General features: G+C 72.5%; 13 protein-coding genes. 6 read left to right on the top strand and 7 right to left on the bottom strand.

What is annotated here, in order from left to right; all coding sequences use genetic code 11:
- The first annotated feature begins 847 nt into the window (after window positions 1-847).
- A complete protein-coding gene (locus ACFYUZ_RS25035) occupies window positions 848-1,549 on the top strand; it encodes a GNAT family N-acetyltransferase (protein WP_389312718.1) in 702 nt (233 codons plus the stop codon).
- A gap of 77 nt (window positions 1,550-1,626) precedes the next feature.
- On the opposite strand, the gene ACFYUZ_RS25030 is transcribed toward ACFYUZ_RS25035, so the two are convergent.
- The 3 genes from ACFYUZ_RS25030 to ACFYUZ_RS25020 form a co-directional block, all read right to left on the bottom strand.
- Window positions 1,627-2,151 carry a hypothetical protein gene (locus ACFYUZ_RS25030; protein WP_389312716.1) on the bottom strand — a complete coding sequence of 175 codons (525 nt, stop codon included), beginning with the start codon at window positions 2,149-2,151 and terminating at the stop codon, window positions 1,627-1,629.
- A gap of 188 nt (window positions 2,152-2,339) precedes the next feature.
- Window positions 2,340-2,534 (bottom strand): hypothetical protein, encoded by a 195-nt coding sequence (locus tag ACFYUZ_RS25025; RefSeq protein ID WP_389313193.1) that lies wholly within the window; start codon window positions 2,532-2,534, stop codon window positions 2,340-2,342.
- 237 nt (window positions 2,535-2,771) lie between these two features.
- Window positions 2,772-3,299 (bottom strand): PadR family transcriptional regulator, encoded by a 528-nt coding sequence (locus tag ACFYUZ_RS25020; RefSeq protein ID WP_389312714.1) that lies wholly within the window; start codon window positions 3,297-3,299, stop codon window positions 2,772-2,774.
- Window positions 3,300-3,386: 87 nt separating this feature from the next.
- On the opposite strand from ACFYUZ_RS25020, the gene ACFYUZ_RS25015 reads away from it, so the two are divergent.
- Complete coding sequence (locus ACFYUZ_RS25015) at window positions 3,387-4,139, top strand: alpha/beta fold hydrolase (protein ID WP_389312712.1); 753 nt, start codon at window positions 3,387-3,389, stop codon at window positions 4,137-4,139.
- Between the two features lie 125 nt (window positions 4,140-4,264).
- Here ACFYUZ_RS25015 and ACFYUZ_RS25010 read toward each other — a convergent pair whose 3' ends face one another.
- The 3 genes from ACFYUZ_RS25010 to ACFYUZ_RS25000 all read right to left on the bottom strand — a co-directional run bounded on the left by ACFYUZ_RS25010 (window position 4,265) and on the right by ACFYUZ_RS25000 (window position 6,196).
- Entirely contained in the window at window positions 4,265-4,489 is a 225-nt protein-coding gene (locus ACFYUZ_RS25010; protein ID WP_389312710.1) for a hypothetical protein, read from the bottom strand.
- 271 nt (window positions 4,490-4,760) lie between these two features.
- Window positions 4,761-5,609: an anti-sigma factor family protein gene (locus tag ACFYUZ_RS25005; protein WP_389313172.1), complete on the bottom strand. Its 849-nt coding sequence runs from the start codon at window positions 5,607-5,609 to the stop codon at window positions 4,761-4,763.
- Window positions 5,610-5,614: 5 nt separating this feature from the next.
- Window positions 5,615-6,196 carry an RNA polymerase sigma factor gene (locus tag ACFYUZ_RS25000; RefSeq protein WP_389312708.1) on the bottom strand — a complete coding sequence of 194 codons (582 nt, stop codon included), beginning with the start codon at window positions 6,194-6,196 and terminating at the stop codon, window positions 5,615-5,617.
- Window positions 6,197-6,463: 267 nt separating this feature from the next.
- Here ACFYUZ_RS25000 and ACFYUZ_RS24995 point away from each other — a divergent pair, with 267 nt between their 5' ends.
- Window positions 6,464-6,982: a copper-binding protein gene (locus tag ACFYUZ_RS24995; RefSeq protein WP_389312706.1), complete on the top strand. Its 519-nt coding sequence runs from the start codon at window positions 6,464-6,466 to the stop codon at window positions 6,980-6,982.
- The gene (locus tag ACFYUZ_RS24990) at window positions 6,972-7,382 is read left to right on the top strand and encodes a hypothetical protein (RefSeq protein ID WP_389312705.1); all 411 of its coding nucleotides are present in this window, start codon (window positions 6,972-6,974) and stop codon (window positions 7,380-7,382) included. The genes ACFYUZ_RS24995 and ACFYUZ_RS24990 overlap by 11 nt, the downstream gene beginning before the upstream one ends.
- A 228-nt stretch (window positions 7,383-7,610) precedes the next feature.
- Here ACFYUZ_RS24990 and ACFYUZ_RS24985 read toward each other — a convergent pair whose 3' ends face one another.
- Window positions 7,611-8,222, bottom strand: a complete 612-nt coding sequence (locus tag ACFYUZ_RS24985; RefSeq protein WP_389312703.1) for a hypothetical protein — start codon at window positions 8,220-8,222, stop codon at window positions 7,611-7,613.
- Window positions 8,223-8,494: 272 nt separating this feature from the next.
- Between ACFYUZ_RS24985 and ACFYUZ_RS24980 the strand changes: the two genes are divergently transcribed.
- Both ACFYUZ_RS24980 and ACFYUZ_RS24975 read left to right on the top strand, forming a co-directional pair.
- On the top strand, window positions 8,495-10,078 hold the full coding sequence (locus ACFYUZ_RS24980) for an acyltransferase (protein WP_389312701.1): 1,584 nt from the start codon (window positions 8,495-8,497) through the stop codon (window positions 10,076-10,078).
- On the top strand, window positions 10,078-10,680 hold the full coding sequence (locus ACFYUZ_RS24975) for a hypothetical protein (RefSeq protein WP_389312699.1): 603 nt from the start codon (window positions 10,078-10,080) through the stop codon (window positions 10,678-10,680). The genes ACFYUZ_RS24980 and ACFYUZ_RS24975 overlap by 1 nt, the downstream gene beginning before the upstream one ends.
- Window positions 10,681-10,740: the final 60 nt, after the last annotated feature.

Below are 10,740 nucleotides of genomic sequence, written 5' to 3'. Positions count from 1 at the left end.
GTGTTCGGCCAGGAGACGGAGGAGACGGAGCGGACGAAGAACTCCACCCCGGCAGTCCCTGCTCGTGCGGATCGGCTCACCAGGCCGTGCCGAGGCCGGCAGTCTCATCGACACCGGTCCTCAGGCGATCACGAATGGTCTCGACCCGCGGCCCGGCAACACCGCTGCCACGCCCTGACCTCGCGAACCCGTCCACGACCGGAGGATCAACGCGCCCGGCCAGCAGGCCGCCGGCGCTCTCGCACCGATGTCAGTCCCCCGTGAGGGGCCGCCGGCCACACCGGGGCGTGGATCGAGGAGCTGACCGGATGGATGTCGAGGGCGGGGCCTGAACGGTCTCGGCGTTCCGCCGCGGCTGGGCGGACTGGCACGACACCGACCTCGGCTTCAGCGACTGGTTCCACCTCGCGCTGACCGGCGGGACGGCCACCGACTGGCTGCCGGAGTGGGAGCCGCTCCCCCCCTTGAGCTCAACAACGGGTGACAGCACGCCGTACCGGCCGTAGGAGAACCAGACGGTGATCAGGCGGGGCCACTTCGATCCGTTCCTTCTCGACGACAGATGGCCGATGCGGAAGCGCTGCAACAGCTCGCCGAGCGTGAGAGACGGCATCAGGGGCTGCCGATGCCGTTTCAAGGGGATCGGGGCACCGGGCGGTGAGCGGGTACGGACCGCTCAGCGCGAGCGTCGCGAGCCGGAGAAGGGTGTCCCTGATGGCCTGCTCATCGCTCGTGCGTGTCTGCCGGACCTGATGGAGGAGCGGAAGCAGTACGAGTGGCATCGCCGGGCCTGGGGGAGCGGGAAAAGGGGGTCCGCTCCGGTCACGGTCTGCACAGAATGGCGCGCGTGCTTGTCGAACACTGGCCTATGAAGGGCCTCAGCGTGAGGTCTCCGCGTCTGGAGCTGCGACTTCCCTCCGAGGAGGAACTGGCGGAGGTCGCCGATGTCGCCGCGCGGGGCGTTCACGATCCGAACGCCAGGCCCTTTCTGACACCCTGGACCGACCTGCCGCCGGCCGAGCGCGCACGACATGTGGTGCAGCTGCACTGGAGTCGGCTGGGACGGTGGACGCCGCAGGACTGGGCGCTGGAACTCGTCGCTTTCTTCGAGGGCCGCCCCGTGGGCGTTCAGGACATGCGAGCCGTGGATTTCGGCATCCGCCGCGAGATCGTTTCGGGCTCGTGGATCGGGCTGGACCACCAGGGTCGGGGCCTCGGGACCGAAATGCGCGCCGCCATGCTGCACCTCGCCTTCGAGGGACTGGGCGCGGTGTCGGCGACGTCGATGTCCTTCACCGACAACATCTCCTCGGTGTCCGTGTCGCGGAAACTCGGCTACCGCCCCGATGGCATCACGCGTGACGTCCTGCACGGAAAGGTCGTCGAGTCCCAGCGGTTCCGTCTCTCCCGCGAGGATTGGCGTTCGCAGGAGCGTCCACCCGTGAGGGTGAGCGGGCTCGCGGGCTGCGAGGAGCTCTTCGGGATGTCCGGTACTGCGGCGGTCACCTGCCCTCCTGGGGTGTGCCGACCGAGGCGGTCGAGGGCGTAAGCCCGGATGTCGGCACGGAGCCTGTCGATGCCCCGGCCGGTGGCCGCACCTGTCGATCGCCGCCGTATCCGCATCCGTCAGTCGTCGGCGGCGACCAGAAGGGTGAGGACACCCTCGGGACGGTCGACGAGAACGAGTTCGTGGAACTCGCCGTGGATGGGACCGTAGTCGTGGTGCGCCTCCTCGGGGAGGCCCCCCAGGACGTACCGGCTCGTCGCCCGGCGGATCGGCGTGTAGACCGCTTCCTGCAGTCGCTCGTCCAGATCGGCGGGGACACCGACGCCGTCGGCGGCCCATGAGCTGATCACGACAGTGGCGGTGACCTCGTCGACGGGCAGGTAGGTGTCCGGGCTTATGCGGTCCGCCCACCACTGTCCATGGCGTGGTTCGAGCCACAGGCCGGCTCCGTCGTACGTGTCCCGGAATTCCGGATGGGCGAGCAGGGCGATCAGCAGGTGTCCGTCGTCCGGTGTGTCGGGCGGCAGGTGGAAACGCTTCATGTCGACCCACCGGTACCCGTGCCCCCGTCCGTCGGGGAAGGCGAAGTCCCGGAAGTTGATGAAGAGGCTGTCCACGTGGGTCAGCGCATGCGTCGACGGCATGTCGATCAGCATCGTCCAGCACACCGGGACCGGGCAAACAAAATCCCCACCCAGCGCCGCGAGCCTCCGCGTCGACCGGCGGCTCGAAGGGGCCCTGACCCACGGACCCGACCCGCTCCACCGACTCGACCCGCCGGCTGCTTCTGACCTCGTACGGCCTGACCATGACCCGTGGTCAGGCCGTACGGTCAGGTGTGGGTGGGGGCGTGGGTGCGGATGCCCCCGGCGATGCCGAGGGCGACGATGCCGAGCGGGATGAGGAAGGTCTTGGGGGTGAGTCGGCCTTCCCGCAGCTGGCGGAAGACGACGAGGAGGAGGGCGAGGTCGGTGATCCAGTCGGTCCTTGTCGTGTTCCCAGCCCGCTGATCCGGCGCCTTCCGCACCTGGACCCACGGGTGGAACGGCGGGTGGGGAACGAGACGCCCACACCCAACCCCCTTCCCCGCGTCTGCCCGCTCGGTACCGGATGCCTCGGGGCGGCCGCGGACGTTGTCGTCGCTCGGGGCGCCGGCCAAGGCGTCCGCCCCGATGGCCGGCGACCGCCCCGGCGCGTCGCACCGCGCATCCTGGCGCCCTGACCGAGCCGCCGGGCGAGCCCTGCATGATCCGAAAGGCGGGCCTCAGGTGCTCTCCAGGCCGGTGAGGGTGGTGCGGAGCCAGGCGAGTTCCGCCTGGGTGGTGGCGCGGGCGACGGTCAGGATGCCATGGCGGAACGGGTCGTCCAGTTCCTCGGCGCGCAGGGGGCGGTCCCCGTCGTAGAAGAAGCTGGCGGGTTCTTCCAGGAAGGCGAGGCGGCGGCGCAGGACCACGGCCTGGGCGGCGGGGTCGTCGAGGTGGCGCAGGAAGGCCAGGAGGGTGAACCAGCGGTTCTCGTCGGTCACTTCGGGGCCTTCGGCGTCGGCGAGACGGCGCCTGAGTTCGTCCCGGCCGGCGGGGGTGAGGGTGAGGACCTGGCGGGGGGCGGCGGCCGGGCCGGGCCGGGTCTCCCGTACCAGCAGGCCGGCCTTCTCCAGGCGCTTGATCGCCGGATAGAGGGTGGACTCGCCCACCGGACGTACGTGGCCGGTGAGGGCGGTGATGCGTTTGCGCAGCTCGTAGCCGTGCAGCGGGGTCTCGTAGAGGAAACCGAGGATCGACAGTTCCAGCATGCCCGCATTCTCCCTCAGGATGACGCTGTCGTAGTACTGCGCTGACGTAGTACTGTGGTGGCGATGTATTCGAGAGGGGAGTGGACCGTGCGCGAGGCACGATTCGACGAGCGGGGCAGCGTCATCCGATGGACCGAGGCGGCCGGGGAAGGGCCCGCGGTGGTGTTCGTGCACGGCCTCGGCGCCGCGTCGACCGTCTACCACGCGCACATCGCGGCCCGACCCGAACTCGCCGGCAGACGGGTCCTCTTCGTCGACCTGCCGGGGCACGGCATCAGCGACCGGCCCGCCGACTTCGACTACGGGCTGGAGGACCACGCGGAGGCCCTGGCCGCCGCGCTCGACGCGGCCGGGGTGCGCGGCGGGGTGATCGCCGGACACAGCATGGGCGGCGCGGTCGCCATCGTCCTCGCCCACCGCAGGCCCGACCTGGTGGGACGGCTCGTCGTCACCGAGGGCAACCTCGACCCGTTTCCGGCACCGACGGCCGGCAGCAGCGGCATCGCGTCGTACACGGAGGAGGAGTTCGTACGGGGCGGGGGCTTCGCCCGCGTCCTGGAGCACGTCGGGCCGGCCTGGGCGGCCACCATGCGCCTGGCCGACCCGCTCGCCCTGCACCGCTCCGCCGCCCGCCTGGTGCGGGGCACCGAGCCCGTGATGCGGGAGATGTTCGTCCGGGCGCGCATCCCACGCGTCTACCTGCAGGGCGAACTCAGCGGCGACCTGCCCGGCGCGGACGGGCTCCGGGCCGCAGGCGTGGACGTCGTGACCGTCCCCGGCGCCGGCCACAACGTCATGTTCGACAACCCCGACGTCTTCGTCGACGCGGTGGCGGCCTAGGGGGTGCCTTTCCGGGGGCCGGACCCGGGCGTCCCCGGCCCCCGGTGGAGGGCCCTCCCCGGGCCCCGGTGGAGTCCCTCTGGTGGGCCCTGTGGAGCCCTCGGGTGGAGTTTCCCCGGGGGCCGTCACCAGCGTTCGTACACGGAGAAGGGGGTTGCCGCCCTGCCCGCTCCCGGTCGCGGCGAGCGGGAGAGCCGTCCCTCCTCGACGATCGTGTCGTGGGCCCGGCCGTAGTCGCCGACGGCGCTCAGGCCCCCTTCCGCCCCTGCGCTCCGTACCGTCGGCGGATCTGCGGACCCGACGCGCAGGGGCGCGTCGGCGTCCACACCGCGCCGGGCGTCGAGCGACACGATCCACCGCGCCGTACCGTTCGCCGGGGCGAACGCGGCGAGCGCGGCCTCGATGCCCGCACACCAGGGCGGTGACCACTGGCTCCGGGGCGAGACCGTGCAGGCCGCCGCCCTTCGGCAGCGGCACCGTCCAGCTCCGCGAAAAAACCGACAGGATGCGCGATTTCGGTCGCCGACGGCATGCGGCTGCCCCGGTAGAGGACCTACGGCAGAGGGCCCGGCGTGTGGTGCGCCGCAGGCAGCCGTGCGAACTCGGCGGTCAGACACCGGGTCACCGGGGGCGCGAGGAGGAACTCCCCGGCCGCGACCGTGCGGATGCCCGCCAGTAGGCCCCCGGGGGAGGCGTCCTCAAGGAGGAAACCGCCGGCCCCGTCCCGTCTGCTCCGGCGAAACGGGCCGTCGCCAGGACCGTGCCGTCCGCGGCCACCAGGCGGGCGCCGCTCAGGGCGCCGGCGGCCGGGTCCACGGGGGCCGGGGCGCCCCAGTAGCCGTAACCGGCCTTCACGTGGAACGAACCGAGCGGTACGGCGGACCCGTCGGCGCGCACCAGGAAGCACCGCACCGGGCCGTCGGCCGCCGCTCCGTCACCGAGGTCGACCGACATGTACACCCAGCCGTTCCCGCCCGTGGCGTCCGCCGGGTGCGCGTAGATCCGGCCCACCTCCCGGCCGTTCCCCGCCCGGTCCGGGGAGACCAGCGCCGCCTCCAGGACGTGCGACGCCGGGGCCACCACCCGGGGGGCGCTCTCCACCACGGTCCCCACCGCCCAGCCGCCGAAACCGAAGGCCAGGGCCGTGGCCACGCCCGCCGCCGCCATCCGGAAGCGGCGCCCCCGCAGCAGGCGCCCCCCCGTCCGGCGCCCGGCCACCGCAGGGGCCGCGGGGGCCGCGGGGGCGGCCGCGGGGAGCATCCCCCGTACCACCCGGCTCTCGAAACCCGCCGGCGGCTCCGCCCCCGGCAGCAGCCCGAGCAGCCCGTCACCGACCACCGTCAGCCGCTCCACGTACGCCCGGCAGTCCGGGCAGCGGTCCAGATGGGTCACCGCCTCGGCCCGCTCGCGCGCGGGAAGGATCCCGAGCGCCAGCTCGGCGCCCTCCTCGCGCAGCCGCTCGCAGTCCATGCCGCTCACCGCGTCTCCTCGCTCTCCAGGAGCGCCCGCACCTTGATCGTCCCCGCCCGGATCCGGGTCTTCGCCGTGCCCAGCGGCACGCCCTCGAAGGCGGCGACCTCCCTCGCCGTCATCCCGTAGATCCCGGCCATCACCAGTGCCCGCGCCTGCTCCCGCGGCAGCGCCGCCACCGCCCGCCGGACCCGCTCGGCCGCGTCGTCGGCGAGCGCGCGCCGCTCCGGGGTCTCCGACACGATCCCGACCAGCGCCTCCAGGTCCTCCGGCGACACCGGGGTCGCGCGCCGCGCCCGCACCGCGTCGATCGCCAGGTTGTGCGCGATGGCCGTCAGCCAGGCTCGCACCGAGCCGCGCCGGCCGTCGTACACCTGGGCGTGCCGCCACGCCCGCTCGAAGGCCTGCTGGGCCACGTCCTCCGCGAGCCGCGGATCGCCGACCACGGCGACGGCCACGCCGTAGACCACGTGCTGGAAGCGGCGTACGAACGCCACCGCGATCTCCGGATCGCCCGTGGCGAGACCGGAGAGCAGTGCCTCGTCGGAGACCCGCTCCAGCGGAAGGCCCATGCGTCCCACACCCATGGATACGTCCGACGCCCCCGAAGGGATCGCCTGCGCCCATTGTCCGCCCGGACCCGCAATCCCGGAGGGGCCCGGCGCCGTACTCCCTGTGGGGGCGAACGAAGGGAGCGAACCGGGCGGCGCATCACGTCAGGACCGGGGCCGATCCGGACGTCCGAACCAGTGGCCGATCCGGACGTCCGAACCGGCGGCCGATCCGGACGTCCGAACCGGCGGCCGATCGGGACGGCCGGACCAGAAGGGAAGCCCCGTCAGGAGGACGGAACGATGACGGAACCACGTACCCGCGCACTGCTCGCCCTGTCGGCCGCCGCGCTGACAGGCGTCCTCGCGGCCTGCGGAAGCGGCGGCGGTTCGAGCAGCGGCACCACCGCGCCACCCCCCGCCCAGAAGAGCACGGCACCCGGAGGCGCGACCCGGGTGACCGCGGACCTGGCCGACTTCAGGATCACGCTGTCCCAGCGGACCTTCACACCCGGCACGTACGCCTTCGTCGCGACGAACACCGGGAAGCACGACCACGCCCTGGAGGTCGAGGGGCAGGGCGGTGAGAACCGCTCCAGCACCGTCGCTCCCGGCGGGTCCACGACCCTGACGGTGACCCTGAAGGCGGGAAAGTACGAGATCTACTGCCCGGTCGACGGGCACAAGGACCGGGGGATGAAGACCGAGATCACGGTGGCCGGCGCCCCCGTCAACAAGTCCGGCACCAGCCCGGCCACGCCGAGCACGCCGACGACTCCCGGCACGCCCGCCCCGCCCGCCTCACCCGGCAATGGCTACTGACCCGACCCGCCGTGCGGCCGTGCTCGTGCTGCGGACGGCCGCAGCGGGACTGACCGCGACGATGGGCGCCATCCACCTCGCCCTGTGGGCCGACGGCTACCGCGACCTGGCCAACATCGGCGGCCTGTTCCTGCTGAACGGCGTCCTCGGCTGCCTTCTCGCCGTGGCCCTCCTCCTCGCCCCGTCCCGCGGGCTCGCCCCGGTCGCCGCGGTCACCGCGCTGTTCACGGCGGGCACCCTCGGGGCGCTCTTCCTGAGCCTCACCACGGGCCTGTTCGGCTTCGAGGAATCGGCGGACGCGGAGCTGGTCCGCCCCGCCCTCGTGGTCGAGGCGGTCGACGTCCTCGTCCTGGCCGCCCTGGCGGTGGCCGCCCTCGACCACGGCCGTCGCCGACGGTGACCGACTCGTGAGCTTGGGGCAGCCCCGGCGGCATCCCCGGCGAGCGGGCCGCCGATGACCGCCAGGAGTGGCGGCCTCAGGCCTTCGGGGGAGGCCGGACGCTCCGGGGCTTGTCCGCTCTCGTACGGCCGGGACGGGCACGACGTCGTCGTGCCCGTCCGGGTGTGCGGGTCCGCCGGAGCAGGGGCGGGTTCCGGGGCGGATTCCGGCTGTCGTGGTGGTGGGGTCTCAGCCGCGGTTGATCGTCTCGCAGGTGTTCGTGACCCGGTCCAGGACGGCGGGGTCCGCCGTGACGACGTCGTTGCCGCCCTCGCATTCGACGCGGTCGTAGCCGCCGTTGCGGCTGTTGATGACGTCGTTGCCGGCGAGGCCGCGGAAGGTGGCCTGGAGCGGGCGGGTGGGCCAGCCGTCGGGGTCCTCCAGGTGGTCGTCGGCGGTGCCGCCGACGAGGATGTCCCGGCCGGGGCCTCCGTTGAAGTCGACGGGGACGTTGAGGTCCGCTCCGGCCGCGAGCCGGTCGTCGCCGTCGCCGCCGTCGGCGTGGATGACGGTGATGTCGGCGACCGTGCCGCAGGTCGCCGTGCGGGGGCTGGTCTGGGTGCAGCCGGGGCCCGCGGTGATCCCGGCCGGGTCGGACACCCTCAGGAGCGGGGCGGTGGCGACGTAGAAGGTGACCTGGTTGGCCGTGCCCGACCGTGCTTCGAAGGTGACGACGCCACCGGAGCGGGTGACCGTGCCGGTGGAGCATGCCGAGGCCGGGGTGGCGAACGCCAAGGGCATGGCCAAGGCGGCGGCCAGCGCGGGCAAGACGAGGCCACGACGCCCACGGTCGGTACACAAGCGCATTCCTGACTCCTGTCCAGATTGTCCGACATCATCTGAAAGGAACTCTTGAATGGCCTTCAGGGGATGTCAAACGCTCGCGGTGCGATGTGGTGACTCCACGTCCTGACGCCATCCGTGACGGCCCCTCACGACACGCCCGGCGCATGACCACCCGCGCATGACTGCCGGATCGACCGTTCGACCGTGCGAGCCCGACGTGACCCGAAAGGCAGGCCTGGGCCATGGCGCATGCGTTTCCCGCATACGGAGTGGATAGAGTGGTACGCGTGTCGGGTACGGAAGAGATCCTCAGGCTCACGGTGGCGGCGCTGATGTCGCGGTCGGGGGAGCGGCAGGGCGACCTGGCCGCCGGGCTCGGGCTGTCCCAGGCGCAGGTGTCCCGCAAGCAGTCCGGCGGCGCGCACTGGTCGTTGGAGGACGTCGATCTGCTGGCCGCGCACTACGGCCTCGCCGTGCTCGACCTGCTGGCCGGGCCGACGCACGCGGTCGACGTCCTGCGCGGCGCCGCCCGGAGCCTCCGGCCCGACGCGCCGGCCCCGGCCCCCGTATCCCCGTCTCCCGGACTCCCGGCCCCCGTACCGGCGCCCCCCGCACCGGCCGAAACCGTCGTGCAGGAGCCGACGGGGCCGTGCGTGCTGTGCGGCCAGCCGGCCCTGGACGAACTCGACGGCTTCCCGCAGCACTTGAGCGCCGAGGAGTGCGCCGAGGCCGTCGCCGCCGCGAGCCCGGCCGCCGAGGCCCCCGCGGCAGCACAGGCCGAATCGCCACCGATCGCGGAGACCTCCGCCGCTCCGGTCGCCGATACGGAGACCGCCCCGGCGTCCCCGGCATCCTCGGCGTCCCCGGCGCCCGCAGCTCCGTCCTCTGCCGACCCGCCGCGCCGTGGCACTCCCGCGTACGCCTCCGGGACCCTGATCGAGCAGATCACCGATCGCGTCCACGACGTCCTCGCCGAGCACGAGGGTGAGGCCGATGCCGCGCGGGCCGCGCTGATCAAGACGGCGATCCCGGATGTGATGGCCCTGCTGAAGGCGTCCCGGGTGGGCGGCCGGTACGAGCACTCGGAGTTCCCGCCGACGCAGGACATCCTCAGGAAGAAGTCGCAGAAGGGCGCGGACGAGATCTGGGAGGGCCGCCCGAAGTGGCGCAACGCGGCTCTCTTCTCGGCGGCGAAGAAGGGCGAGCGGATCGAGGTGACCGCCCTCGACATGAACGCCGCCTACCTGTCGGCGCTCAAGGCGTGGTTGCCGATCGGTCAGCTCCGGGAGGACACCAGCGGCGTCCACGACCCGAAGAAGGCCGGCGTCCACCTGATCACCCCCGCCGAGTGGGACCACCCCGACCTGCCCAACCCCCTGGGCAACCGCATGGAGCCGGGGGAGCTGTGGGTGACGGAGTCCACCCTGAGGCTGCTGGTCGACTGCGCCCGCCAGGGCCTCGCGGACCCGCCGACGATCCACCGTTCCCTGGTCTCCGGTGCCACCGAGGGTCTGCTGGAGAAGCTCCGCCGTGCTCTCGCCGAGACCCGTAGGACCGCTCTCGCCGAGGGCGACGAGCTGACGGTGGCGTATGTGAAGGCCATGTACTCCAAGTTCGTGTCCACGATCGGGGAGTCGAGCGCGAACCGGGAGATCCGCCGGCCGGACTGGATGCACATCATCCGGTCGAAGGCGTTCGCGAACCTGTGGATGAAGGCCCACAAGGCGCACAGGGCCGGACTGGGGGTCGTGGAGATCTCCGGTACCGACGAACTCCACGTCACCGGCGACTGGCGCGCCGTCTTCCAGGAGGGCCGGGACCTGAACGAGGTCAAGGAGAAGGACACCTACATCCTGGGAGGCAAGCGCTGATGGCCGGTTCACCGGACCTGTGGTCCCGCTGGGGCCAGTGGCAGAAGACGGACGTGAACGGGATGAAGGGCGGCGAAGCCCTGATCCTGGAGCTGAACCGCATCGTCCACACCTCCGGCATCGCCTCGCCCGTCACCTCCCGCCGAGGCCTGGCGGCCCGGCTGCGCTACCTCGACAGCCCCGCGGGCCGCGCCGAGCTGAAGGCCCAGGGCGTCTCCCTCCGTACGATCCGCACGTGGATGAGGGCGAAGGGCCAGGTGTCCCCGACCCCGGCGAGCCGGGAGCGGATCGACGCCGCGTACTGGCACCGCCGCCGCGAGAACCTGATCCGCTCGGGCTGGCTGGTCAAGCACCTCGACAACAAGGGCCGCGGCCGCCGGATGGAGATCTACCCCGTCGACCAGACCAGGGTGGAGGAGAAGTACCGGCGCGACCTGAACACCCGTACCGTCACCGTCCGCTACATCTGGGCCGACCTCGTGGACGCCTGGGCCAGCCGTGACGCGAACCTCGTCGACGAGATCTGGGACGACGTCATCTCCGACCTCGACTCCGACTACAACGCCTACGCCTACGTCTCCTCCGTGGGCATCAGCGCCTGACGCGCCCTCCGGCGTACGGCGGTGCCCCTCGGCGTGCGGTGGGACAGGCCCCGGAGGTAC

The sequence above is a fragment of the Streptomyces sp. NPDC004266 genome, assembly GCF_042874095.1.
Classification (GTDB): Bacteria; Actinomycetota; Actinomycetes; order Streptomycetales; family Streptomycetaceae; genus Streptomyces.
The sequence above is the reverse complement of the archived record's forward strand: the minus strand, read 5'-3'. Positions and strand labels throughout refer to the sequence as shown.

Coding starts and splice junctions, on each gene's coding strand:
- ACFYUZ_RS25030 (WP_389312716.1), bottom strand. CDS start 2,151: ATGCCGTCGACGCATGCGCTGACCCACGTGGACAGCCTCTTCATCAAC.
- ACFYUZ_RS25020 (WP_389312714.1), bottom strand. CDS start 3,299: ATGCTGGAACTGTCGATCCTCGGTTTCCTCTACGAGACCCCGCTGCAC.
- ACFYUZ_RS25005 (WP_389313172.1), bottom strand. CDS start 5,609: ATGGACTGCGAGCGGCTGCGCGAGGAGGGCGCCGAGCTGGCGCTCGGG.
- ACFYUZ_RS25000 (WP_389312708.1), bottom strand. CDS start 6,196: ATGGGTGTGGGACGCATGGGCCTTCCGCTGGAGCGGGTCTCCGACGAG.
- ACFYUZ_RS24995 (WP_389312706.1), top strand. CDS start 6,464: ATGACGGAACCACGTACCCGCGCACTGCTCGCCCTGTCGGCCGCCGCG.
- ACFYUZ_RS24990 (WP_389312705.1), top strand. CDS start 6,972: ATGGCTACTGACCCGACCCGCCGTGCGGCCGTGCTCGTGCTGCGGACG.
- ACFYUZ_RS24975 (WP_389312699.1), top strand. CDS start 10,078: ATGGCCGGTTCACCGGACCTGTGGTCCCGCTGGGGCCAGTGGCAGAAG.